Raw genomic sequence first — 25,661 nt, 5'->3', positions numbered from 1 at the left:
TTTTTGTTTAAAGTTTTGATTTTGTTTCAGGTTTCAAGTTCTCTGCTGTCAGGCTGAACGAAGTCGAAGCCCGCGTCCAATTGGAGCGCCCTTCGACTTCGCTCAGGGTGACAAATGTTTTCAAAACTTGAAACAAATATTCTTATCCTACAACATCTAATTTAGCAAATCTTAGCAACAATTTCTTAATTCCGCCGACTTCAAATTTAATTTCGGCTTTTTTATCAGCTCCAACTCCTTCTAAATTGATCACTTCTCCTTTTCCGAAACGTTCGTGCATTACCACATTTCCCACCGTTAATTTACTGTCAAACAAATTAGTGCTAGAACTTACCGGTGCATTTCCTGAAACAGGTTTTAATTTACGAATGTTTAAATCCGGTTTCGGGTTATTATCTGTAATATGTTTTGGCGGCGTTCCACCCACTGGTTTTGCTAATCGCAATTTTGATTTATCAATGTCTCCAAAAATATCGCCGTCAATTGGTGATTTGTAACGGTAATTACTTTCTGATGGAGTTAGGTATTCTAAATATTGTCCGTCAATTTCTTCAATAAAACGAGATGGTTCACTATCTGTCAATTTTCCCCAACGGTAACGTGACTGAGCATAAGTCAAATACGCCTGATGTTCTGCACGAGTTAAAGCTACATAAAATAAACGACGTTCTTCTTCAAGTTCACTTCTGGTACTCATACTCATCGCACTAGGAAACAAATCTTCTTCCATACCCACCACAAAAACATGAGGAAACTCTAATCCTTTTGCTAAGTGAATCGTCATCAACGCCACACGATCTTCATCTGTTGTATCTTTATCTAAATCTGTTGCAAGTGCCACATCTTCCATAAATTCAGATAAAGCCCCTCTTGCACCGTCAATCTCTTTTTGCCCTTCTGTAAAATCTTTAATACCGTTTAAAAGTTCTTCGATATTTTGAATTTTTGCCATTCCTTCAGGAGTTGCATCTTTCTTTAATTCCTGAACCAAACCAGTTTTCTTTGCAACGTGGTCTGTAATATAAAATGCATCCTGATTTTGATCAATAACCTGAAAACTCTGAATCATCGTTACAAAATCTTTCAATTTATTTTTTGTACCCGCATTCAGTTTTAAGTCAATTTTATCAATATTCACCATTACTTCCCAAATCGAACGTTTATAATGATTGGCAGCAATAGTTAGTTTTTCGACCGTTGTATCTCCAATTCCACGTGCCGGATAATTGATTACACGAATCAATGCTTCTTCATCTTTTGGATTAATTACCAAACGTAAATAACACAAAACGTCTTTAATTTCCTTACGTTGATAGAAAGACAATCCACCATAAATTCTATACGGAATATCACGCTTTCTCAATGCATCCTCCATCGCACGCGACTGAGCATTAGTACGGTATAAAATCGCAAAAGATCCATTATGAAGCTGGTTCTGCATTTTCTGTTCAAAAATCGTACTCGCTACAAAACGGCCTTCTTCGGCATCTGTTAAGCTTCTATGTATTTTAATTTTTGGGCCAAATTCATTCGCCGTCCAAACTACTTTATCTAGTTTGGTTTTATTATGCTCCATTATGGTGTTTGCTGCTTCCACAATATTTCGGGTCGAACGGTAATTCTGCTCTAAACGATACATTACTACGCCTTCATAATCCTTTTGGAAATTCAGGATATTATTGATATTCGCTCCACGGAAGGCATAAATACTCTGTGCATCATCTCCAACCACACAAATATTCTGAAATCTATCAGACAAAGCCCTAACAATCAAATACTGAGAGTGATTCGTATCTTGGTACTCATCAACCAGAATATAGCGAAAACGATCCTGATATTTTGCTAAAACCTCTGGAAAACGAGTCAGTAGCTCATTTGTTTTCAACAGCAAATCATCAAAATCCATTGCTCCGGCTTTAAAACAGCGTTCTACATACTGCTGATAAATTTCTCCTAATCTTGGTCTTTTTGCCATTGCATCAGCCTCGATTAACTCTGGATTATTGAAATATGCTTTTACTGTAATTAAGCTGTTTTTATAACTGGATATACGGCCTAATATCTGTTTTGGTTTGTAGATATCACGATCCAGCTGCATTTCTTTAATAATAGAAGAAATCAGTCTGGCCGAATCCTGAGAATCGTAAATTGTAAAATTTGATGGATAACCTAAATGATCTGATTCTGAGCGAAGAATACGGGCAAAAATAGAGTGAAAAGTTCCCATCCAAAGGTTTTTTGCTTCAGATGCCCCCACAATATCCGAAATCCTGTGTTTCATTTCACGGGCTGCTTTATTGGTAAAAGTAAGCGACAAAATGTTGAATGCATCAACACCCTGAGCCATCAAATAAGCAATTCTAATTGTTAAAACACGGGTTTTTCCCGAACCTGCACCAGCAATAATAATCATTGGCCCGTCTTTTTGCAGAACGGGTTGTCTTTGTGCTTCGTTGAGCTGGTCAATATATTTCTGCATGTAATTTTTCTCCTTTATGCAAAAATAAGAATTATAGTTTTAATAAGCTACTAAGATTCTGAGGTTCTAAGCTGCTAAGTTTTTTTGAACCATATAAGTCATATAAGTTCATTTAATTCTGTGACTTAAACAAAGCCAGTAACACTTATATGATTTAAAAATTTAAACTTATTGAGGCACAGCTTATAATTTCTTATATCACTTATATGGTTTAAAAAACTATTTGTAGAAAACGTCGTAAGCAAATCGGATCAAAGTCCCTACAACCACAACCAAAAAGAAAATCCTAATAAATCCATTTCCTTTGTTAATTGCCAGTTTTGCGCCAAGCCAGCCGCCAAGTCCGTTGCTTACAGCCATTGGAATAGCAATTGTCCAGATGATTTTTCCTTTAATCATAAATAAACAGATCGAACCGAAATTCGTTGCCAGATTTACCATTTTAGCATTCGCAGAAGCGTGCAAAAAATCAAAACCTAAAAGCGCAATAAAAGCAACCACAAAGAAGCTTCCTGTTCCGGGGCCAATAAATCCGTCGTAGAAACCAACAATTATACTAATGACAACCGCATAAATTATTTGTGTTGCTGCGGAATGATCTTTAGCAGCGTGCTGTCCGAAATTTTTCTTTGCGTAAGTATATATAAATAGCAATGATAAAACAACAAGCAAAAGCGGTTTCATAAAATCATTGCTTACAAGTGTCAAAATAGTAGAGCCTAAAAAAGCAGATGGAACTGCTAAACACATCATAATCAAAAGCAATTTCCATTGAATAACTACTTTTTTAAGATATTGAAAAGCTGCAAAAGCTGTTCCGCTAAAAGCTGGAATTTTTAAAGTTCCAATAACTGTTGAAACCGGCAGATTTGGCAATAAAATTAATCCCATTGGTGTTTGGATAAGTCCGCCGCCGCCCACAATTGCATCAATAAATCCTGCCGCAAAAGCTGCCAGGCAAAGAAAAAATATTATGTATGAATCCATTAAAAGTGTATTAAAAAACAAGTTGCAAAAGTAAGTTTTACAATTTGTTTATTCGCGTAAATTTAAAGTGGATTTCTCGTCAAAAAGTATATTTTTGCTAAAAAAATTTACCCAAATGGATTTTACAAGAATTATAGAATTAGCGAGTTATACTTTACCTGCAATTGTTACCGGATTTGTAGCCTACAGTTTTTTTGAACTGCATATTAAAAACAATGATAAAAAGCGTGCTTTTTTGTTAAGCAGACAAGCTCATAAAGAATCACTTCCGATACGTTTGCAAGCTTACGAACGTATGACTTTATTTTTAGAGCGTATCAATTTGACAAAATTATTAATCAGAATCACTCCTATTTCACACGATAAACATGATTATGAAAACTTTGTAATCGACCAAATCGAACAAGAATTTGAGCACAATTTAACACAGCAAATTTATATGTCTGATGAATGTTGGACTATTATTACAACTGCAAAAAACTCAACAATTCAAATGATTCGTAAAGCTGCCATGAGCGACCGTGTTGACAGCGCAGATAAACTTCGTGAAGTTATTTTGAATGAATTATTAGAGAAACAATCTCCAAGTAATGCTGCTTTAGGTTATATTAAAAACGAAGTTGCAGAACTTTGGTAAAAAATGATTTTAGATTTTAGGTTACTGAGTTCAGATTTATGAGCTTTCAATCTAAAATCTAAAATAACTTTAAAGAATAAATGGTTCTTTATTTATTCCTTCTTCTAAAATATTCTGTTTAGTTTATTTGAATTTACGTTCCAGAAAATTTAAATCATCATTAACTAAAGCTTTTACTATTTCCATAGTTTTTTCTTCATTTTGATCAAGCAATTCCGAAGTATAATTATTGTTCAATTTTTCACTTAAACCAAACCAGGTCTTTTGCATTTTTGGTCTTTTGAAAAATACATAAAATTCAAATTTCTCATATGTACCTACAGCAGAAATTGATAAACCGTTTTTATTATTCAAATTTTCAAATTCAAGTGAAGGTGAATAATAAGGATCTTTTATATTTTCCATTTCATGCAAATATTTCTTCCACGGAAAATTATTAACTAATTCCAATATTTCTGAAGAATCTATTTTTCCTTTTTCAATAATATTTGGGTTTGTTGGTTCACAGATGCTATATCTAAATTGGCTCATTTTATTTTTTGTTATTTATCTTAATCAAGCTATCTTATTATCACTCATAACTTCAGACTTATTCTGAGCATATTCGTAACCTTGTTTCCACCATACTTTCATAATTTCTTTATTGAAAATCAAAGCGTTATCTGTCAATTTAGTTGGAGTATAATATAAGTTAAGCTTCACATCTTTAGTATTTGCCATAAGTTTTCCTATAGCAATATCATGTTTTTCAACTTGATCTAAAGCAATTCTAAACAAATCAATCATTAATGAAAATGGGTTTTTACCAATAACCGTTTTACCTGTATTTACCTCTGTTTCTAAAATAATAACATCGATTTCTGTGGCGCCGCGATTAATAGCTTCTCGAATTGGAACCAAACTCGAGAATCCGCCATCACCATATTCGCAATTATTTTTTGAAACCAAACTCATAAACGGAACATAATTACTGGAAATCCACGACCATTCGCAAAACTCTTCATAAGAACAATCTTTAACCGATTTGTATTCTGATTCGTTTTTAGTAAAATTGGTAACTGTAATAATTACATCATTATTCATTTTTTTTAGTTTATTGAAATCAGAGAGAGAAAAATTATTCTGAATATATCTCTTTAAACCTTTGCTTTCGCCAAAAGTTCTCTTTCCTTTAAAAAACTGACGAAGTACATTAAAGTGATTAATTGTAACGATATCTACTCCTTCTTTTACTTTTACTACAAATGGGCAGATATTAAAAATACTTGACATCGTAACATTTGTATAAACAGAATGTATTTTTTTGATATGACCGAGAGCTAAATGCGGAATAAGTAAACTTCCTGTAGATGTTCCTATAAATAAATCGTATTCATGTCGTTTTTCTTCAATTAAATACTGTGCAACTCCTCCAGCAAAGGCGCCTTTACTTCCACCACCAGAAATAACTAATGCTCTCATAAAATATATAGTAGGTTTTGTTTTTTGGTTAGAGAATAGAGGAAAGAAAACAGAATATAGACTCAACCTAGAAATCTATTTTCTTTAATCTATTTTTTTAATCTATTCTCTATGTTCTATTCTTTTAATAAACGATTCAATTGAAACTGTTCATCGGGTGTCAAATTAGGTAAAATTCTACTAAATGAAGCACGCATTTCTGAATTTTTTAACAAAACCCTGATCGAATCTCTTCCAAATTTTGAAAACTGCCACATATGGTGCGTTGTAGCGTTAACTAAATTGGTTAGAACATCATCATTAATAAACTTAAAAGCAATTAATTTTTCTAATGCATTCTGACGTGTAGTCGCTTCATATTTTGTTGTGGAAAAAGCAATTAATTCATTTATTAATTCCTCAGGATTATTGCTGTAATCCGGTGTAGATAAAGCAAGCGAAAGCCACAATGTACGAAGATTATAATCGTTAAAACCAATCCAGTTTTTCGATTTATCAAGATATTCTTTTCTATGATTCGGGAAGTTATTCCATAAATAGAATAATGCAACTTCCTGTGTTTGGTATGATTTATCATCAAGCAGCGTTTCATATTCTATCCTGAAATCTTCCGGTATTTTAGATAAAGTTTCTGCTAAAGTCTGGCAAAGCTGCACATTATTTTGATGCAGTGCTTTCAATAATAATCCTTTCTTGTCTTCGTATTTTTCAGTTTGCAATTGCGAAATAACAGCTTCTTTTACTGAATGATGAATGTCTGAATCTATTGTTTTAACAAAGAAATCAAGCTTTTCTTTCAAAGGCGTTTTCTTTAATTTATCTACTTCTAAACGCACTTTAATTGCATTGTTTTTACTTAATAAAGCATTGGCTGTCGGCGTATCAAATGCTGTAGATTCCAGCCAGGTTTTCTGAAACTGAACCAAATCAAAATTGGAAACCTTTTTAATTTCGTCAAAGAAATTCTGTGTGTTTACATTCTTGAATGCGTATTTTTTCAAATAACTTTTTACCGCTTTTTTAAAAGCCTTATCTCCAACAGATTCATGTAAAACGAAAAGTGCCCACGCACCTTTTTCATAAAAAGTGAGCGAACTGGCTTTTCCATTTAAAACTGGAATAGTGTCTGTTCTTGAGGCAAATTTTATCTGCTGCGCCGTATCATATAATTTGGCATAAAAATAATCATCTCCAAAAATGTTTCTTTCAGCCAATAATGCATAATAAGTTGCAAAACCCTCCTGAAGCCAATGATGCGTACTGCTTTCGGCTGTAATTAAATCCCCAAACCAATGATGTGCCAATTCGTGTGCATCAACATTAGTATAATTTCGATCTATAAAACCAATATCATCAACTACATAACGTGTGGTAAAAAGTGTAGTTGTCGTATTTTCCATTCCGCCGTATAAAAAATCGCGGACCGGAATCTGTCTGAAAACTTTCCACGGATATTTTACTCCAATCTCTTTTTCCAGGAAATCAAAAATTCGCTTCGAATAACGATATGTTGGTTCAAAACGCGATTCATCTTTGTTTTCAATATAATATTCTAACGGAATTTTAGATTTAGATGTAAATTGTTTTTTATCATATTTTCCAATAGAAAGCACCAGTAAATAAGAACTCATCGGGTTTTCCATTTGGTATTGCCAATGTACCAGATTATCTTTCTCGGTTTTGCTTTTTAAAACTCCGTTTGAAACAACCTGGTATTCTTTTTTATAAGTTATTCCAAGATTGAAAATTACTTTTTCGTTCACATCATCAAAACTCGGAAACCAGTTGCTGGTGTATCTTCCCTGTCCCTGCGTCCAGATTTGAATATCGTCATTTTCAATATTTACAAAATACAAGGCTTGTTTTGGTTTTACGTTGTAACTGAAAGTCAAATGATTATTTCCTTTCTGAAAATTGTTAATTATTTGTAATTCTTTGTTTGTATAAATAAAAATTACATCTTTTCCATCAATTTGAACATTTGTAAACTGCATGTTTTTGGCATCGATTTTTATGGTATCAATAGGCTGCAAAACCTCAAAATCGTAATCTGCTTGTCCGTAAATTATTTTTTGAGAATCAACAATATTTAATTGTCCCGAAACCGATTTAAAATCAACATATTTGGTTTGCTGTGCAAAAATGAAAGTGGTTATAAAAAAGAAAATGTATTTCATTGCAATTGTGAATTTATAGAATCCGTATCCCAAGATATTGGATTATTTTTAATATAATCATAAATTATTTCAAATGTTTTGTAATTCCTAACAATATGATCGTGATAGTTTTGCTGCCAAATCGTTTCAAAACCATTGATTTGTTTCGTCGTAATCGATTTAAAAACAGCAACAAATGATGAAATGGAATTTGGTTTGCAAGAGAATGTCTGCAAAGATTGGTTCTGTAGAGGCGCACAGCAAGCAGTGCGTCTCCGCAAAGTTTGTCGACAAAGATTGCGTTTCATTCGTTGTGGATATGCCGGACGTAGACGCACTGCTGTGCGTCTCTACAATACACGACGTGTTAATACACGACGTTGTAATCTGTGACGGTTCAATATGCGATGTATTTCCTTGAATTTCAATTAATAAATGAATATGATTTGGCATGACAACCCAATTATGAAAAAACCAATTTTTACGAATCTTTATCGTTTTCAAAAGCTCATTCTCTACAATCTTTCCATTTTCATTTAAAATCATTTTTCCATCTTCAATAGAGCCAAAAATACATTCTCTATCTTTTGTAACCATCGTAATGAAATAAACTGCTTCACATGAATAATCCCAATCCTTTAATCGATTGGAATCGATTTTTAATTTGTTCTTATATAATGTCATCAATTGGCGTATAAAAAACTCAAAGTTACAAAGGTTCCACCAACAAATCGAATGAAATTTGTAAGTTTACCATACAAAAATAACCAAACGTGCCTACAACAAAAAAAGCCTTATTTAACTGGAGCAGCGGAAAAGATTCTGCCCTAACATTATACAAGATTCTTCAAAATCCTGAATTTAAAATTGAATGTTTATTAACAAGCGTGAATCAGCAATATCAGCGAATTTCAATGCATGGCGTTCGTGTTGAATTATTGCAGGCGCAGGCAGAAAGCATCAGAATTCCATTAAAAATCATGCAGGTTCCAGAAATGCCAACAATGGAAGTTTACGAAACCGTAATGACAGAAACTTTGACGGAATTAAAAAATCAAGGAATTATGTACTCTGTTTTTGGAGATATTTTTCTGGAAGATTTACGAAAATATCGTGAAGAACAATTGTCCAGAATAGGCTTTGAAGGCGTTTTCCCTATTTGGAAAATTCCATCTCTCGATTTAATTCAGGAATTTATTTCGCTTGGTTTTAAAACAATTGTTGTTTGTGTAAACGAAAGATATTTGGATAAAAGTTTTGTCGGTCGAATTATCGATCAGGACTTTATAAATGATTTACCTAAAAACGTTGATGTTTGCGGTGAAAACGGAGAGTTTCACACTTTTACTTTTGATGGGCCAATTTTTTCTAAACCTATTGATTTTGAAATTGGTGAAATTGTTTATCGAAAATATGAAAAACCAAAAACTCAGGATTCTTCAAATAAAGCCTGTGACACAAATACTGCAGATGCTTTTGATTTTGGATTTTGGTATTGTGACCTAATCCCTAAGTAATTGTCAGGCTGAGCATAATAGTTTGCCGCGAATTACACAAATTTCCACAAATCAATTCGTGGAAATTTGTGTAATTCGCGGCAAAAACTATTCGTTGTACATTGATAATAAATTCGTAACCGTATTCAGGTTTCGCATTGTTCCTATTACATTCAGTTTTTTCTCTATGTATTTCAGTTCAAGTCTAGTTTTTCCTGCACCAATGGCGTATTTAATGTAAATCCTGTTTTCATCAATGCTTGCTTCATCTGGTTTAAACTGACTGATTTTTAAATCATGTATGCTTTCTTTCTTTAAGGCAATAGCAACAAAAACTACATACAACTTTTTGGCATCAATATCTTTTTCCTTTAAAAATGGATTGTTTGCAAGACTCAGCTCTAAATCTTTTTTTGAAATCACAATTGCAGGAACTTCATGTCCAAAAACCTTAAAAATTTCCTGTTTGATTATAAAACCCACTTTTGCAGCATCATCTTCACTATCAACAAAAACATTTCCGGACTGCAGATATGTTCGAACATTTTGAAAGCCAATATTTTCCAGCATTGTTTTCAAAGCGTCCATTTTCATCATATTATGGCCCGAAACGTTGATACCGCGAAGAAGAGCTAAATGTGTCGTCATTTTTTAAAATTTTAATCAAAGATAATATTAAAACTATTCGTCTTCACCAATTTTTCTCCACAACATGAATTCTGCCTTTGTCATCAAAAAACAGCTATCAGCAATTATTTCAGACTTTCAAAATTCCTAATTAAAATTTATCTTCGCTTTTCAAATTAAATCCCAAAATAGAAATTCCAATTCCAAAATCTAAAGTTAAAACTCTAAAATCTAAAATTAATAAATGTCTAACAATCTCCTTGAAACTCCTATCGAATACTTAAAAGGTGTTGGCCCAAGCCGCGGTCAATTGCTTCGTAAGGAATTAGGAATTCATAAATACGGAGATTTAGTCAATTTTTATCCAAACCGATATATCGACAGGACTCGTTATTATAAGATTAATGAACTGCAAAATACGGGAGCAGAGGTTCAGATTATTGGAAAAATCATCAACATAAAAACGGTTGAATTTGCCAAAAACAAAAAGCGCCTAGTCGCAAGTTTTGTTGATGATACAGGAATGATTGAACTAAACTGGTTTCAGGGACATAAATGGATTCGCGAAAGCTTAAAACTCAACGAACAGCTCGTTATTTTTGGAAAATGTTCTTTGTACGGAAGTCAATTTAGTATGGCGCATCCGGAAATTGAATTGTTGAGCGAACATGAAAAAAGCCTTCGTTCTGCCATGCAGCCGGTTTATCCTTCTACAGAAACACTGACAAACCGCGGAATTTCAAACAGAACGATCAATAAAATAATGGAACAATTGTTTATTGAAACTCAGGCTTTGTTTACCGAAACTTTTCCGGCATATTTAATTGAAGAATTAAAGTTAATTCCTAAAAGAGCGGCTTTATTTAATATACATTTCCCTAAAAGTACTGATGCTTTGGCAAAAGCCCAATTCCGATTAAAATTTGAAGAATTGTTTTTTATTCAATTACAATTAATAACTAAAAACTTAATCAGGAAACATAAAATAAAAGGGCATCCTTTTACAAAAGTGGGTGAATTTTTTAATGATTTTTATCAAAATCATCTTCCGTTTGATCTGACAAATGCTCAAAAAAGAGTAATAAAAGAAATCCGTTCAGATATGGGAAGCAACGCCCAAATGAACCGATTGCTTCAAGGAGATGTTGGATCAGGAAAAACGATTGTAGCTTTTATGAGCATGCTTTTAGCAATCGATAATGGTTTTCAGGCCTGTTTAATGGCACCGACAGAAATTCTGGCAAATCAGCATTTTATCGGGTTATCTAAATTTGCTAATACACTAAACATCAATATCAAAATATTAACAGGTTCTACTAAAACTTCTGAAAGGAAAATTATTCATGAAGAACTTGAAAATGGGAATCTGCAGATTTTAATTGGAACGCACGCTTTATTAGAAGATAAAGTAAAATTTCAAAGTTTAGGTTTGGCGGTTATTGATGAACAGCATCGTTTTGGTGTTGAACAGCGATCAAAATTGTGGAAGAAAAATGATATTCCGCCGCATGTTTTGGTTATGACGGCAACGCCAATTCCGAGAACTTTGGCTATGAGTTTATACGGCGATCTCGATATTTCTGTTATCGATGAATTACCACCTGGAAGAAAACCAATTGAAACAGCGCATCGTTTTGACACTAACCGATTAAAAGTCTGGAAATTCCTGCGCGATGAAATTGCCAAAGGAAGACAGATTTATATTGTGTATCCATTAATTCAGGAATCTGAAAAAATGGATTACAAAGATTTGATGGACGGTTACGAAAGTATTTCGAGAGATTTTCCGCTGCCTCAATATTCGATTTCGATTCTACATGGGAAAATGAAACCTGCAGATAAAGATGCCGAAATGAAACGCTTTTCTGAAGGAAAAACCAATATTATGGTGGCAACTACTGTAATTGAAGTTGGTGTAAATGTTCCAAATGCCAGTGTTATGATTATCGAAAGTGCCGAACGTTTTGGCTTGTCGCAATTGCACCAGTTACGCGGACGCGTTGGCCGTGGTGCCGAACAGAGTTATTGTATTTTAATGACAAGCCATAAATTAAGCGCCGACAGTAAAACGAGAATGGAAACAATGGTGCAGACCAACGATGGTTTTGAAATTGCCGAAGTTGACCTAAAACTCCGCGGTCCCGGAGATTTAATGGGAACGCAGCAAAGCGGTGTTTTAAACCTGCAAATAGCTGATATTGTTCGTGATCGTGACATTTTATCATTGGCACGAAACTACGCCTTAAAAATTTTAAAAGAAGATGCTCCCTTACAAAAACCGGAACATGCTATTTTAAAAATGGTATTTATCGAATTAACAAAGAAGAAAAATATTTGGAATTATATTTCGTAAGGGTCAAAGTGACAAAGATACAAAGTGACAAAGGTTCAGGGGTTTTAACTTGACGAATGTCATCCTGAACGAAGTCGAAGGCTTATGAAACCAAAATAACCTTTGTCCCTTTGTCACTTTGAACCTTCAAAAAAAATACACTCCACTGCATCTAAACTTTAATAACTTTTAAATATTCAGGTGATTAGATTTGTTGGGGGTCAAATTTTTGATTGAATATTGCGCCGACACAATGAAGCATACTTTATTGAACTATTTTTTGGGCGGAGTTTTTTCGAATAAACCGCTGAATAAGCCCTTGCTTATTTTATTTTTATCATCCTTTCCTGTAGCAATTAAATGATCGACATATTCCATATATGTTTTTTTACGTTCTTCTAAAAAACCAACCAAATATTCTTCAGAAGCATTTAAACCACTTGCTTCTTCAATCTGCAAGAGTTTTTTGTACAGCGGTTCAATAAATTTTGTAATGAGAGGTTCGGGAACAGATTTTCTGGTTCCAAAGTAGCCTACAATATCTCCATCAGCATCGGCAATAATTTTAAAATCGGTTACAACCCAATAATACCTGCCGGTTTTTGCCATATTTTTTATGATAACATGGATGTTTTCACTTGATTTTATACTGTCCCATAAGAATTTAAAAATCACTTTTGGCATATCAGGATGCCTCACAATATTATGAGGCTGCCCTACAAGTTCAAATTCATCATACCCTGAGACATCAATAAAATCTTCATTGGCATACAGAATTGTTCCGTTTTTATCTGTTTTACTGAGTAATACTTTATTTTTATTCCAATCAACTTCTCTGTCAGAAGGCGTTGGGCGGTTAAATCTCGTATCCATAAATTTCTACTAAATAATTAATAAACAATCGTATTTGTATGTGTAAAAATGTTTGTTTAAAGTTGTTTTTACAGCATTTAATTTCTTGAATTAGTAGACTTTACATGAATATCATTTACTAAATCATCAATCTTTTTAGCGCTCTCACGCATCATTTCCAAATACGTCAAAAGCTTATCATTATCAGTATGTCCTTTTGAAACATCAATTAACTTTAAAACTGAATTTACCGGAAGTTTTAAATCTAAAGTTGTTCTGTGAATAAAGTCATTATATTCTTTTGTAGCCGACAGTGAACTATATTTTGCAGATGCCAGTTTCATGTTTTCTAATTCATATTCATCAGAAATTTTAGAAATATGATTGTGGCTGTGTTCTTTAAAATAATAAGCCCAATATCCGTTCATAAAAAATACAACAGCTGCCAATACAGTATGAATTATAAGTGTTTCTAAATCAAAATTTACCTGAGAAAAATAAATCTGAAGTCCGTTTGCATCATTATAAACAAAGTTTTGCAAATAAGCCAGCCCGGCGTGATGAAGTACAACCAGAAGTGTTAACGGAATCTGCAGTTTCCAGTTTTGATAAATAATTAAAATGGTACTGGCAATGAAAACTGTAAAATGCATTTCGAATAAACCGTGCATTTGATAAATATACTGTGCCATAAATATCGCCAGCACAATCGACAATACGTATTGATAAAATTTGGAATTCTTTACAAAAAACTTGGCCGAATAATATGCCAAAAGGTTTAGTGTTCCAACTCCCACTCCTATTTCGAATGTATCATATTTAAAGGACAATCCGATTCCGAGGAGAAAATAAACGGCGAGAACATAATTAATAATAGTATCTGATTTTTGTGTCATAGTTGACATAAAATTATGCAGATAATCTTGCTCATTTAAACTGGCTTTTGTTTTCATAGGTTAAAAATTTTTAGGTTAGTGATAGATTTTATTTAGTGCAATTTGGTAATGAACATCCGTAAGCTTTGAGGGCTAAAGCATTAAATGAGGGCGAAATATTTTGTTTTAACAGCGAATCGATCGCCATTTGGGCATAATTACTATCAGCATCTGTGCAATATCTAGTTTTATTGTAATTACCACGATAATATAAATTATGACCGGCATCTAAAAGAACAGCCTGCGGGGTCGAAATCACACCGCATTTTTGAGCTATGCCTTCATCAAAATAAACTGGAATATGCGCTCCAAACTTTTGCTGAATTTCTTCAATAGAAAAAGTCTTCTTTTTGTTTAAAACAACAATTTTAAAATTGACTTTATCACCATATTTCTTTATCAAATCACTTACATGCGGAACATTGAAGCGTGAACAAGGACAATCCGGATTAAAGAAATGAAAAAAAACAGGTTTGTTATCAAATGCGCAGCATTGCGACAAATCAATTTTAGAACCCATTGCGATAGCATGGTAATTCTTCGGAATTGGCGTTGGCAGACTATATTTAAATTCATTCTGCCAAAAAAGATAACCAACTGAAAATAGTAAAAGTGTAAACCATAAAGCTAAGAGTATTTTTTTCTTCATATTATTATTTTTTTAGTAATTAAGAGCAAAAAATATAAACACTTGTTAATATAATTATTAAATAATTTCTGTAAAAAACCTAAAAAACTACATCTAACCTATTATTAAAGCAAATAATCTTACAGTATTTTATACCTATTATTGGCAAAACCGGCATTTTGTTTAACATAGTAATGTTACAAATAAATTCGATAAAGTGCAAAAAAAATCGGACAAATGCGAAAAAAAATTATGAAGTATGAGCAATCATTGGAGATGAAAGGAAATAAAAATTAAAACATAAAATTTTACTTTTATACCAAACACAAACATATCAGTTTGATTACAAGATATATAGATAAAAAACTATCAAAGCTGTTAAGAATTATTAAAAAAAAGCAGCATTTATATTTAAACCTTTTCTCAAAAGAGAAGTCTAAAAGCAAACTTTGGCAGTTATAGCTCATAAAAGCGATTTGAAATTATAGTAATCCAAGTGTTAAATAAAAGCTAACGCCTTTTGGTTTCAGTACAAAAAGTTAAATTTGTTAGCTGCAAAAAAATACAACAAAAAAACATTCACCTAAATTTTATGAAATTAAAACACCTAATCTACGCCTTGATAATCATCGTTTTAGGAGGATTTATTACCTATCGGATAATATCCAATAAAAGCAAAAATGACGAATCAAAAAAATTTGGCGACAAAGATAAACCAACAACAGTCACTGGACTTGTAGTTAAAACTTCGACATTTGATAACAACTTATCTTTATCAGGTTCAATCGAAGCAAACGAACAAATTGAAATTCACAGTGAAGTTTCGGGAATTGTAGAAGGCATTTATTTTAATGAAGGAAGTTACGTGAATAAAGGTCAGATACTTTTTAAAGTAAACGACATCGAATTAAAAGCACAATTAAGACAAGCAGTAACCAAAGAAGGCTTAGCTGCAGAAAATGAAAGAAGAGCAAAACTTTTACTTCAAAAAGAAGCAATCAGTCAGGAAGAAGCAGATGTTGCAAGAGCAGATTATGCTTCGGCACAGGCTCAAAGTCAATTAATTAGAGCGCAAATATCTAAAACATCTGTAAAAGCACCTTTTTCAGGAAAAGTGGGTCTGCGTTCTATTTCACCGGGAACCTATATTACACCAACAGTTTTAGTAGCAAAACTGGTCAACACAGGAAAATTAAAAATCACATTCTCAATTCCTGAGAAATATGCATCGCAGGTAAAATCCGGTTCAACAATCGATTTTACAGTTTCTGGTTCAGATAAAACCTATTCAGCAAAAATTTACGCAATTGAGCCAGAAGTGGCAGTTTCAACGCGAACTTTACAAATTCGTGCCATTGCAGATAATATTGACGGGAAACTTTTTCCGGGAACTTTTGCCGATGTAAAATTACCATTAAACATTATTAAAGATGCCATAGTTGTACCTTCTCAGGCTATTGTTCCTGTACAAGACGGTAAAAAAGTTTTTATTGCAGACATGGGTAAAGCCAAAGAAGTTATGGTTGATGCAACAACAAGAACTGACGCTTCTATTTTGATTTTATCAGGATTAAAAGCCGGAGATACTTTAATAACAAGCGGTGTTATGTCATTAAAAAATGAAGCACCTATTAAAGTAAAAGTAAAATAGTCATAAAGCCGAAAGTCCAAAGTCATAAGACTTGAATATAGATTTAAAGATGGCGGTAAGATTTAGCAATAAATCTGAAATCTAAAATCAACAATCTAAAATCTAAAATTACAAATGAGTTTATCAACTACAAGTATAAGAAGACCTGTTTTAACCATTGTACTGAATTTATTAATCATATTATTCGGTTTTATTGGTTATACATTTTTGGGTGTGCGGGAATTTCCTTCGATCGACCCGGCGCAGGTTTCTATCAGAACAAGTTACACAGGTGCTAACGCCGACATTATAGAATCGCAGATTACTGAACCTCTTGAAAAAGCTGTAAATGCTATTGACGGAATACGAAATATTACTTCTTCAAGTAATCAGGGAAGCAGTAATATTACCATTGAGTTTAATCTTGATAAAGATTTAGAAGAAGCTGCAAACGACGTTCGTGATAAGGTTTCACAAGCCATTAGAAGTTTACCGCAGGATATTGATGCCGCTCCTGTTGTATCAAAAGCAGATGCCGATAGTGACGCTATTATTTCGATGACTGTTCAAAGTGACACCAGAAGTTCTTTAGAATTAAGTGATTATGCCGAAAATGTTATTTCTCAGCGATTAGAGACAATTCCGGGTGTGAGCAGCGTGCAGATTTGGGGTCAAAAACGTTACGCAATGCGTTTATGGATCGATCCTGTAAAATTAACGGCCTACGGCTGTACGGTTGCCGAAGTTCGCGATGCATTAAATGCACAAAATGTCGAATTACCTTCGGGAAAACTGACTGGAAATAATACCGAATTAACCGTAAAAACAATTGGTAACTTATCAAAAGCCGAAGAATTTAACAATATTATTATTCGTACCGACGGGGATAAAATCGTTCGTTTAAGCGATGTGGGCGGGGCAGAATTAGGACCTGAAAATTTAGAAACAAAACTAAGCCAGTCAGGACTTCCATTAATTGGTTTGGCAATTGTGCCAATGCCGGGAGCTAATTACTTAGATATTTCGAAAGAATTTTACAAAAAATACGAAGCTCTTAAAAAGGATCTTCCAAAAGATATTAAACTGAATATTGCGCTGGACAATACTATTTTCGTAAAAAAATCAGTACTTGAAGTTGCCGAAACTTTAGGGATTTCGATTATTCTGGTAATCATCATTATTTATCTTTTCTTTAGAGACTGGGCAATTGCGTTCAGGCCTTTAATTGATATTCCGGTTTCATTGATTGCTACTTTCTTTATCATGTGGCTTTTTGGGTTCTCAATTAATGTCCTAACATTATTAGCAATTGTATTGGCAACAGGTTTGGTTGTGGATGATGGAATTGTGGTTACCGAAAATATCTTCAAAAAGGTCGAAGAAGGAATGTCGCCAATCGAAGCGGCAATTAAAGGTTCTAATGAGATTTTCTATGCCGTAATTTCGATTTCGGTAACACTTGCGGCGGTATTTTTACCGGTAATTTTCTTAGAAGGTTTCGTAGGCCGGCTCTTTAGGGAATTTGGTGTTGTAATTGGTGCAGCCGTTTTAATTTCTGCCTTTGTATCATTGACTTTAACGCCAATGTTAAATGCTTATTTAATGAAAGGCGGCGAACAGAAAAAATCAAAATTTTATACTAAAACGGAGCCTTTCTTTGAAAAATTAAACAGCGGTTATGCTGAGGCTCTAACTAAATTCATGGACAAAAAATGGATTAGTTTCCCAATTTTAATTGTTTGTTTTGGATTGATTTATTTGTTCTTTACCATTCTGCCAAAAGAAACAGCTCCTTATGATGACAGAAGCGCTGTAACCATGCGTATGACAACTCCCGAGGGATCTTCATACGAATATACAGACCGCTTTATGCAGGAAATCTCAAAATTAATTGATGATTCTATTCCAGAGAAAAAAGTGAGTTTAGTAATTACTTCTCCCGGATTTAGTTCAAATTCGGTTAACAGCGGATTAGTGAGGCTTGCATTAAAGGATGTCGACGAAAGAAAAAAATCGCAAAAAGATATTGCAGACGAATTAACAAAATGGACAAAACAATATCCTAATGCTAAAACTTCTGTAACACAGCAGCCTACAATTGCCGTAAACAGACGCGGCGGTCTGCCGATTCAATATATTATCCAGGCTCCGAATTTTGAAAGATTAAAAGAAAAAATTCCTGTTTTTATGGATGAAGTTGGTAAAAGCGACGTTTTCTCCACTACCGATGTTAATTTAAAATTCAACAAACCTGAAATTAACGTAAGTATTGACCGTGCAAAAGCAGAAAGTTTAGGTATTTCGATTTTAGATATTGCACAGACTTTACAGCTTTCATTAAGCGGGCAGCGTTTTGGGTATTTCATTAAAAACGGAAAACAATATCAGGTTATTGGTCAGTTTGATCAAAAAGACAGATCAAAACCTCTGGATTTAACGTCGATGTTTGTAAAGAACAAAAGCGGGCAGTTAATTCAAATGGATAACGTTGTAAATGTTGCAGAGCAGAGTAATCCGCCGCAATTGTACCATAATAACCGTTATATGTCTGCAACTGTTTCTGCAGGTTTAGCACCGGGAAAAAGCATCAATGATGGTATTCAGGAAATGGACAGAATTAAAGCTAAAGTTTTAAACGACAGTTTTACAACAGATTTAAGTGGAGAATCGCGAGATTTTGTCGAAAGCAGCTCAAATACTTCTTTTGCATTTGGATTAGCTTTATTATTGATTTTCCTGATTCTTGCGGCACAATTTGAAAGTTTTATCGATCCGTTTATTATCATATTAACGGTGCCAATGGCGGTTGCGGGAGCTTTATTTTCACTTTGGTTATTCAACCAGACCTGGAATATTTTCAGCCAGATTGGAACTGTAATGCTTATTGGTCTGGTAACAAAAAACGGTATTTTGATTGTCGAATTTGCCAATCAGTTACGAGAACAGGGCAAACCAAAAATGGAAGCCATTCTCGAAGCATCAGAAGCACGTTTACGACCTATTTTAATGACCAGTTTAGCGATTGCATTAGGTGCTCTGCCAATTGCAATGTCACTTGGAGCCGCTTCTACCAGTAGAATTGGTATGGGAGTTGTAATTGTGGGAGGAACAATTTTCTCTCTTGCTTTGACCCTTTTTGTTATTCCGGCTATTTATTTTATGTGGTCTAAAGCCAGAAAACATTATCCTGAATTTGATCGTATCGACGAATACGAAAAAGAAAGTAAATAAATATTTATTAGCCTCGAATTCAGAATTTTATTAAATTAATTCGTGAATTCGGGGCAAAAGAAAAATAACATGAATATTAAGAATATATACTGCACTTTAATAGTTCTGTTCTTTTGCATTGTTAAAACAAATGCACAAGAAGTTTTGACTATTGAAGAAGCAATGAAAATCGCTTTAGAAAATAATTTTGAGATTAAAATTGCCAAAAATAATTCGACAATAAGCGAAACAAATGTTACTGTTGGAAATGCGGGCATACTGCCAACCGCTACAGCAAATATTGTAGACAATAATAGTGTTACCAACTCAACTCAGGTGCGTCAGGACGGAACATCGACTACATTAAACAATGCAAAAAACAACAGTTTAACGTATGGAGTCAGCTTAGGCTGGACGGTTTTTGACGGAATGAGAATGTTTGCCCGATACGATCAGTTAAAAGAACTTCAAAAATTAGGCGATGCCGAATTAAAAAGAACAATTCTCGTAAAAATTGGTCAGGTAAATTCTGCTTATTACGATTTGGTGCAGCAACAGCATCAATTAGCCGCTTTAGATACTACAATTGTAATTTCTAAACAAAGAGTAGAATTAGCACAAAACCGTTTCACTATTGGTAAAGCTTCAAAATTAGAAGTTTTAAATGCACAGGTTGATTTAAATACAGATCAGGTTACTTTATTGAGACAAAAAGAATCGTATGCTAATGCTAAAATATTATTGAATCAATATCTTGCCCGTGACCCTAAAATCAACTTCACAGTGACTGATATCGTTACTGTTGATGAAAAACTGGTTTTGGCCGATTTAATGGATTTGGCACAAAAACAAAATCCGGCTTTAGAATCGCAGATAATCAATAAACGTATTGCCGAATTACAGCTTAAACAAGTAAAAGCAAGTAGATACCCAACTGTAAATTTAACTTCGGGTTATAATTTTGCCGAAAGTCAGTCAAGTTTAGGATTTACAAGCGAAAACTCTTCAAGAGGATTTACCTACGGTTTTAATGCTTCGATGAATATTTTTGACGGATTTAACCAGCATCGAAATGAAAAAGTAGCCAAGCTTCAAATCGAAAATTCTCAAATTGCTATCGATCAGCAAAATATGATTTTGAACACGCAGTTAAGCACAGCTTTTCAAACGTATTTAACCAATTTAGAATTAATTGATTTAGAAGAAAATAACGAAGCAATTGCCAGACAAAATTTAGAAATTACTTTAGATAAATTTAGAATTGGAACTATTACAACCATTGATTTTAGAACAGCTCAGCTAAATTATGTAAACGCAAAAGTTCGTTACAGCAACGCACAATACGAAGCAAAATTATCTGAAATTGCCTTAAAAGAATTAGCAGGAAATATTAATTTTTAAACTAAATTTGTTTCAAAACAAACTTAGATGATCTCTTATAATACCAAAGAATGGTTTACATTTATATTCCATTTTCATAAATCTGATACCGTTAGAAAACTTTTACCAATCATGCTTGCGATTGGTATTTATGCCGCAGCCGTTGGTTATCTGGAAGTTGAATACTTTAAAGTTGGCAAAAACGATTATATACATAACATTCCTATCATGCACGGAATGCTTGGTTTTGTAATTTCGTTATTGCTCGTTTTTAGAACAAATACCGCTTATGACCGCTGGTGGGAAGGCCGCAAACTTTGGGGAGGTCTCGTAAACAGCAGCCGTAATCTGGCTATAAAACTTTCGGCTATTTTAAAAGACGAAAACGACAGGAGTTTCTTTAAAAAATTTATTCCGCTGTATGCTGATATTCTGCACAAACATTTAAAAGATGCCGATACCAGTAAACAGCTTTTTGAAGATGTTGATTTAGAAATAGATCATCATAAACACAAACCAAATCAGTTAAAAAAAATCATGTATCATAAAATCAATGATTTGTATGATGCAAAAAAAATTACCGGCGATCAATTAATTATTTTAAATAATGAACTGCAGTCATTTACAGATATCTGCGGTGCGTGCGAGCGTATTAAAAACACACCTATTCCCTACTCTTACAGCGCATTTATCAAGAAATTTATCTTCTTTTATACCATGACGCTTCCGTTTGGGTATTCTATTAGCCTGGGATATTTTGTAGCGCCGGTTGTCGTTTTTATATTTTATGTTTTGGCAAGTTTGGAGCTTATTGCAGAAGAAATCGAAGATCCGTTTGGAGATGACGAAAACGATCTTCCAACAAAAAAGATTTCTGAAAACATCAAAAAACATATCGAAGAATTGATTTAAACGAACTAAAACTCAAAAGAGTAACACATTATTTTGAGCTTATCAAACGTTTTAAGTCAGAAAAAACAAAATAAATTCTTTCTTACTACAATTCTCAATCCTTATATTTGTATCCTGATAAAAGAATAAAACTAACATGAAAATATCTTACAACTGGTTAAAACAATTCATTAAAACTGATTGGACATCTGAACAAACTTCTGAATTATTGACAGATTTGGGTCTTGAAGTTGAAGTTGTAGAAAAATACCAGTCAATTAAAGGCGGATTAGAAGGGGTTGTTGTAGGACATGTACTTACCTGCGAAAAACATCCTGATGCCGACAGATTAAAAGTAACTACAGTAAATATTGGTTTAGAGGCCCCTGTACAAATTGTATGCGGTGCAGCAAATGTGGCTGCCGGACAAAAAGTTCCTGTTGCAACTATTGGAACCGTTTTATATGATAAAGATGGTGTTGAATTTACTATTAAAAAAGGTAAAATTCGCGGACAGGAAAGCCACGGAATGATTTGTGCCGAAGATGAATTAGGTCTTGGTACTGGTCACGACGGAATTATGGTTTTGGAAGAAAACTTGGTTCCGGGAACTAAGGCTTCTGAAGTTTTTCAAATTGCCGATGATGAAGTTTTTGAAATTGGTTTAACACCAAACCGTGCCGATGCAATGAGCCACTTTGGAACTGCACGTGATTTAAGAGCCGGAATGCTTCAAAGAGGTGTAAATGTTGAATTGATTACGCCATCTGTAAGCAATTTTAGAGTAGATATGCGTACGCTTAAAATTGATGTTAATGTTGAAGAACCTGCTTTAGCACCAAGATACTGCGGTGTAACTATCTCAGGAATTACGGTTCACGAATCTCCAAAATGGCTTCAGGATCGTTTAAAATCGATTGGTTTAACGCCAAAAAATAATATTGTCGATGTTACTAATTATGTTTTACACGAATTAGGACAGCCGCTTCATGCTTTTGATGCTGCAAAAATTACCGGAAAAGTAATTGTAAAAACATTGCCAGAAGGAACAAAATTCACTACGCTTGATGATGTTGAAAGAACATTGCATGCTGAGGATTTAATGATTTGCGACGAAAAAGGACCGCTTTGTATTGCAGGTGTTTTTGGAGGAAAAAAATCTGGCGTTACTGATAGTACAACTTCTATTTTCTTAGAAAGTGCTTATTTTGATGCTGTAAGCGTTCGTAAAACAGCAAAAAGACATCAATTGAATACCGATGCTTCTTTTAGATTTGAAAGAGGAATTGACCCAACTATTACAGAGTATGCTTTAAAACGTGCAGCTATCTTAATTCAGGAAGTTGCAGGTGGTAAAATCACTTGCGATGTTGTAGAAGTTTATCCTAAAAAAGTAGAAGATTTTTCGGTTTTATTGAATTTCAGCCACGTTTCTAAAATCATCGGACAGGAAATTCCAAAAGATACCATCAAAAAAATTCTGGTTTCTTTAGATATTAAAGTAAACAGCGTTTCTGATACCGGTTTAGGCTTAACAATCCCGGCGTACCGTGTTGATGTTCAAAGAGAAATTGATGTTATCGAAGAAATTTTAAGAGTTTATGGTTACAACAATATTGAGTTTTCTAAAAAATTCAATGCAACGGTAGCCAATTCTCCAAGAACAGAAGATTATAAAGTACAAAATGTTATCGCTTCTCAATTAAACTCTCAAGGTTTTCATGAAATGATGGCAAACTCTTTAACAACAGCCGCGTATGCAAAATTATCGACTGTTTTAAAAGAAGAACACAATGTAACAATGTTAAATCCTTTGAGCAGTGATTTATCAACAATGCGTCAATCATTATTATTTTCTGCTCTTGAAGCGATTTCATATAATATCAATAGAAAAAATTCTGATTTAAAATTATTTGAATTTGGAAAATCATATCACAAATACCTAAACGGTTACGAAGAACACAAACATTTAACTTTGTCTATTTCTGGAAACAGAAATAAAGAAAGCTGGACAATGCCGCAAAAAGGAACTGATTTCTTCTTATTGAAAGGTTATGTAAAAGGTATTCTGGTTCGTTTGGGAATTGAAAAAATTTCAAATGCCCCGGTACAATCTGATGTTTTCTCAGAAGGAACTTCAATTTGCTACAACAATGATACATTAGTTGAAATGGGAGTTGTGAAAAAATCGATTTTAAAGCATTTTGGGATTAAGCAAGATGTTTATTATGCTGATTTCAACTGGGATTTGATTTTAAAAATCATTACAGGAAAAATTAAATATACAGAGATTCCTAAATATCCGGAAGTTCGCAGAGATTTAGCTTTATTAATCGACGAGAAAACTACTTACGAAAGTATTTTTAACCTGGCCAGACAAACGGAAAAAGCTCTTTTAAAAGACATTAATTTATTTGATGTTTATCAGGGAGACAAACTTCCGGCAGGCAAAAAATCGTATGCGTTGAGCTTTACAATCCAGGATAATACAAAAACGCTTACTGATGCTCAGATTGACAAAATCATGTCGAAATTACAACAGACTTTTGAAACTGAACTTGGCGCAAGTTTAAGATAAATCTTAACGTTATTAAATAACAAACCCGACAGGTGTATTATACTTGTCGGGTTTATTTTTTTGCTTCAAGTCTCATGTTTCAAGTTTTTTTTAAGTTTCAGGTTTCAGGTGGTTGCCTGAGTATTGTTTTACCATAAAACTCGCAAAGAATTTCACAAAGCTTTTGAAAAGTTTTTGTTGACCCACATCTTCAAAACATTTCTTTCTTTACGTAATCCTTTGCGGACTTTGCGGTTAATTAACAAGCTGCCAGACCTGAAACCTTAAACACCAAAAAACAAAAACACTAACTAATCAAATATCTATTCTAAATTTGATCTCCAAATCTTAATTGTTAATTATTGATTCTTAGTTATAAATTTCGCTCTGTCTTCTTCTGGCTGAAAGAATTTTCTTTACCGCTGTTTACGCGCTTTTAGCATCAGTTTTTGCTCTTAAAAATTGACGTTGTAAAATTATTTAATTGCAAAATAGTATTAAGCAGTATTTTAGCCCGTTTTTTTAGATAATTTTACCTGAAGAAAAAAGGGTATTTTTCCCCTTGCGTTGTTTTTAGACATCAAATAATTTTGTCGTCTACAATTAAAAAAAACTGTAAACTAAACAAGTAACCAATTAATTCATAAATAACAATGAAAAATCCACCAGCAAAACCTAGTCAGTTAATAACTAAAGAATTTGCAAAGCAATTGAATGTTAACTACAACAATAAAAAAGCGGCGTCCTTAACTGGCAAAGCTGCTAAAAAAGAAGATGCAAACGCTATCTGGTATTCATTAGAAGCTTTAGAAAGTTATATACATTATATTAAAACCAATGGCGCAAAAGACGGATATAACGTAGATGGAATACGTTTTTATTTTGGTGTATATCCAGATGATGAACAACATGGCGATAAAGCCGGATTAACAACCCTATTCTTGGTTCCGACAGGAAAAAAAGTTGAAAATAATACCGCAAAAGTTCAAAGTTTTGCAATGGTTCAGGAATCAGCCCCTGCTGATATTCAAACTCTTGAGCCTATGAATTACGGTAATATCGGTAGACCGCCAAGCTTAATCTATTAATAAAATTATGTTTGAATTTTTAAGATCGTATATCATTTATTTAGCTTTATTATCAGGAAGCATCGGATTAATTTCTATGCATAAATTACCTGGTAATAAAGCTAAATTTTTAGTAATTTTAATCTTTTTTTCTGCACTAATAGAATTAGTCGGATATTATTTTACCTATTTGACAGGCTTACTAAATTATTATGTCTATAATTTCTATATGTTTGTCAGCTTTTCTGCCTATATACTGCTGCTGCGGAGCCTTTTGTCGAAGATAAATTACAGGATGACGGCAGTTTACTTTTTGATCCTGTTTATTGTTTCTTT

Annotated in this window: 18 protein-coding genes; 9 read left to right on the top strand and 9 right to left on the bottom strand. The window is 33.5% G+C overall.

What is annotated here, in order from left to right:
* Positions 1–142 precede the first annotated feature (142 nt).
* Positions 143–2,479, bottom strand: coding sequence for an ATP-dependent helicase (locus tag AABD74_RS15835; RefSeq protein ID WP_232678336.1), 2,337 nt, complete (start codon positions 2,477–2,479; stop codon positions 143–145).
* A gap of 219 nt (positions 2,480–2,698) precedes the next feature.
* A complete protein-coding gene (locus tag AABD74_RS15830; RefSeq protein ID WP_406843527.1) occupies positions 2,699–3,466 on the bottom strand; it encodes a sulfite exporter TauE/SafE family protein in 768 nt (255 codons plus the stop codon).
* Positions 3,467–3,581: 115 nt separating this feature from the next.
* Between AABD74_RS15830 and AABD74_RS15825 the strand changes: the two genes are divergently transcribed.
* Positions 3,582–4,103: a hypothetical protein gene (locus AABD74_RS15825; protein ID WP_232678339.1), complete on the top strand. Its 522-nt coding sequence runs from the start codon at positions 3,582–3,584 to the stop codon at positions 4,101–4,103.
* Between the two features lie 123 nt (positions 4,104–4,226).
* Here the strand turns inward: AABD74_RS15825 and AABD74_RS15820 are convergent, their stop codons facing one another.
* The 3 genes from AABD74_RS15820 to AABD74_RS15810 all read right to left on the bottom strand — a co-directional run bounded on the left by AABD74_RS15820 (position 4,227) and on the right by AABD74_RS15810 (position 7,741).
* A complete protein-coding gene (locus AABD74_RS15820) occupies positions 4,227–4,634 on the bottom strand; it encodes a hypothetical protein (RefSeq protein ID WP_232678341.1) in 408 nt (135 codons plus the stop codon).
* Between the two features lie 24 nt (positions 4,635–4,658).
* Positions 4,659–5,564 carry a patatin family protein gene (locus AABD74_RS15815; protein ID WP_232678344.1) on the bottom strand — a complete coding sequence of 302 codons (906 nt, stop codon included), beginning with the start codon at positions 5,562–5,564 and terminating at the stop codon, positions 4,659–4,661.
* Between the two features lie 116 nt (positions 5,565–5,680).
* Positions 5,681–7,741, bottom strand: coding sequence for a M1 family metallopeptidase (locus tag AABD74_RS15810; protein ID WP_406843526.1), 2,061 nt, complete (start codon positions 7,739–7,741; stop codon positions 5,681–5,683).
* Positions 7,742–8,493: 752 nt separating this feature from the next.
* Between AABD74_RS15810 and AABD74_RS15805 the strand changes: the two genes are divergently transcribed.
* Positions 8,494–9,237: a diphthine--ammonia ligase gene (locus AABD74_RS15805; protein ID WP_406843525.1), complete on the top strand. Its 744-nt coding sequence runs from the start codon at positions 8,494–8,496 to the stop codon at positions 9,235–9,237.
* Between the two features lie 87 nt (positions 9,238–9,324).
* Here the strand turns inward: AABD74_RS15805 and AABD74_RS15800 are convergent, their stop codons facing one another.
* Complete coding sequence (locus AABD74_RS15800; RefSeq protein WP_232678352.1) at positions 9,325–9,864, bottom strand: DUF1697 domain-containing protein; 540 nt, start codon at positions 9,862–9,864, stop codon at positions 9,325–9,327.
* A 223-nt stretch (positions 9,865–10,087) separates the two neighbouring features.
* Here AABD74_RS15800 and recG point away from each other — a divergent pair, with 223 nt between their 5' ends.
* A complete protein-coding gene (gene recG, locus AABD74_RS15795; protein WP_406843524.1) occupies positions 10,088–12,196 on the top strand; it encodes an ATP-dependent DNA helicase RecG in 2,109 nt (702 codons plus the stop codon).
* Positions 12,197–12,448: 252 nt separating this feature from the next.
* On the opposite strand, the gene AABD74_RS15790 is transcribed toward recG, so the two are convergent.
* The 3 genes from AABD74_RS15790 to AABD74_RS15780 all read right to left on the bottom strand — a co-directional run bounded on the left by AABD74_RS15790 (position 12,449) and on the right by AABD74_RS15780 (position 14,611).
* Positions 12,449–13,048: a PAS domain-containing protein gene (locus AABD74_RS15790; protein ID WP_406843523.1), complete on the bottom strand. Its 600-nt coding sequence runs from the start codon at positions 13,046–13,048 to the stop codon at positions 12,449–12,451.
* A gap of 77 nt (positions 13,049–13,125) precedes the next feature.
* Positions 13,126–13,980 carry a hypothetical protein gene (locus AABD74_RS15785; protein ID WP_232678358.1) on the bottom strand — a complete coding sequence of 285 codons (855 nt, stop codon included), beginning with the start codon at positions 13,978–13,980 and terminating at the stop codon, positions 13,126–13,128.
* 31 nt (positions 13,981–14,011) lie between these two features.
* Positions 14,012–14,611 (bottom strand): TlpA family protein disulfide reductase, encoded by a 600-nt coding sequence (locus AABD74_RS15780; RefSeq protein WP_406843522.1) that lies wholly within the window; start codon positions 14,609–14,611, stop codon positions 14,012–14,014.
* A gap of 571 nt (positions 14,612–15,182) precedes the next feature.
* On the opposite strand from AABD74_RS15780, the gene AABD74_RS15775 reads away from it, so the two are divergent.
* The 6 genes from AABD74_RS15775 (at position 15,183) to AABD74_RS15750 (ending at position 25,346) form a co-directional block, all read left to right on the top strand.
* Positions 15,183–16,241 carry an efflux RND transporter periplasmic adaptor subunit gene (locus AABD74_RS15775; RefSeq protein WP_406843521.1) on the top strand — a complete coding sequence of 353 codons (1,059 nt, stop codon included), beginning with the start codon at positions 15,183–15,185 and terminating at the stop codon, positions 16,239–16,241.
* Positions 16,242–16,355: 114 nt separating this feature from the next.
* Entirely contained in the window at positions 16,356–19,451 is a 3,096-nt protein-coding gene (locus AABD74_RS15770; protein WP_406843520.1) for an efflux RND transporter permease subunit, read from the top strand.
* Between the two features lie 69 nt (positions 19,452–19,520).
* The gene (locus tag AABD74_RS15765; RefSeq protein ID WP_406843519.1) at positions 19,521–20,831 is read left to right on the top strand and encodes a TolC family protein; all 1,311 of its coding nucleotides are present in this window, start codon (positions 19,521–19,523) and stop codon (positions 20,829–20,831) included.
* A gap of 27 nt (positions 20,832–20,858) precedes the next feature.
* Positions 20,859–21,722 carry a bestrophin family protein gene (locus tag AABD74_RS15760; protein WP_406843518.1) on the top strand — a complete coding sequence of 288 codons (864 nt, stop codon included), beginning with the start codon at positions 20,859–20,861 and terminating at the stop codon, positions 21,720–21,722.
* 136 nt (positions 21,723–21,858) lie between these two features.
* The gene (gene pheT / locus AABD74_RS15755; RefSeq protein WP_406843517.1) at positions 21,859–24,279 is read left to right on the top strand and encodes a phenylalanine--tRNA ligase subunit beta; all 2,421 of its coding nucleotides are present in this window, start codon (positions 21,859–21,861) and stop codon (positions 24,277–24,279) included.
* A 632-nt stretch (positions 24,280–24,911) separates the two neighbouring features.
* Positions 24,912–25,346 (top strand): hypothetical protein, encoded by a 435-nt coding sequence (locus tag AABD74_RS15750; RefSeq protein WP_406843516.1) that lies wholly within the window; start codon positions 24,912–24,914, stop codon positions 25,344–25,346.
* Positions 25,347–25,661: the final 315 nt, after the last annotated feature.

Origin of the sequence: Flavobacterium soyae, from assembly GCF_045348165.1 — a bacterium.
Classification (GTDB): domain Bacteria; phylum Bacteroidota; class Bacteroidia; order Flavobacteriales; family Flavobacteriaceae; genus Flavobacterium; species Flavobacterium soyae.
Note: the sequence above shows the minus strand (reverse complement) of the source record. Positions and strands in the feature narration are given on the sequence as shown.

Coding starts and splice junctions, on each gene's coding strand:
- AABD74_RS15775 (WP_406843521.1), top strand. CDS start 15,183: ATGAAATTAAAACACCTAATCTACGCCTTGATAATCATCGTTTTAGGA.
- AABD74_RS15780 (WP_406843522.1), bottom strand. CDS start 14,611: ATGAAGAAAAAAATACTCTTAGCTTTATGGTTTACACTTTTACTATTT.
- AABD74_RS15815 (WP_232678344.1), bottom strand. CDS start 5,564: ATGAGAGCATTAGTTATTTCTGGTGGTGGAAGTAAAGGCGCCTTTGCT.
- AABD74_RS15770 (WP_406843520.1), top strand. CDS start 16,356: ATGAGTTTATCAACTACAAGTATAAGAAGACCTGTTTTAACCATTGTA.
- recG (WP_406843524.1), top strand. CDS start 10,088: ATGTCTAACAATCTCCTTGAAACTCCTATCGAATACTTAAAAGGTGTT.
- AABD74_RS15820 (WP_232678341.1), bottom strand. CDS start 4,634: ATGAGCCAATTTAGATATAGCATCTGTGAACCAACAAACCCAAATATT.
- AABD74_RS15810 (WP_406843526.1), bottom strand. CDS start 7,741: ATGAAATACATTTTCTTTTTTATAACCACTTTCATTTTTGCACAGCAA.
- AABD74_RS15830 (WP_406843527.1), bottom strand. CDS start 3,466: ATGGATTCATACATAATATTTTTTCTTTGCCTGGCAGCTTTTGCGGCA.
- AABD74_RS15790 (WP_406843523.1), bottom strand. CDS start 13,048: ATGGATACGAGATTTAACCGCCCAACGCCTTCTGACAGAGAAGTTGAT.
- pheT (WP_406843517.1), top strand. CDS start 21,859: ATGAAAATATCTTACAACTGGTTAAAACAATTCATTAAAACTGATTGG.
- AABD74_RS15760 (WP_406843518.1), top strand. CDS start 20,859: ATGATCTCTTATAATACCAAAGAATGGTTTACATTTATATTCCATTTT.
- AABD74_RS15785 (WP_232678358.1), bottom strand. CDS start 13,980: ATGAAAACAAAAGCCAGTTTAAATGAGCAAGATTATCTGCATAATTTT.
- AABD74_RS15765 (WP_406843519.1), top strand. CDS start 19,521: ATGAATATTAAGAATATATACTGCACTTTAATAGTTCTGTTCTTTTGC.
- AABD74_RS15800 (WP_232678352.1), bottom strand. CDS start 9,864: ATGACGACACATTTAGCTCTTCTTCGCGGTATCAACGTTTCGGGCCAT.
- AABD74_RS15835 (WP_232678336.1), bottom strand. CDS start 2,479: ATGCAGAAATATATTGACCAGCTCAACGAAGCACAAAGACAACCCGTT.
- AABD74_RS15825 (WP_232678339.1), top strand. CDS start 3,582: ATGGATTTTACAAGAATTATAGAATTAGCGAGTTATACTTTACCTGCA.
- AABD74_RS15750 (WP_406843516.1), top strand. CDS start 24,912: ATGAAAAATCCACCAGCAAAACCTAGTCAGTTAATAACTAAAGAATTT.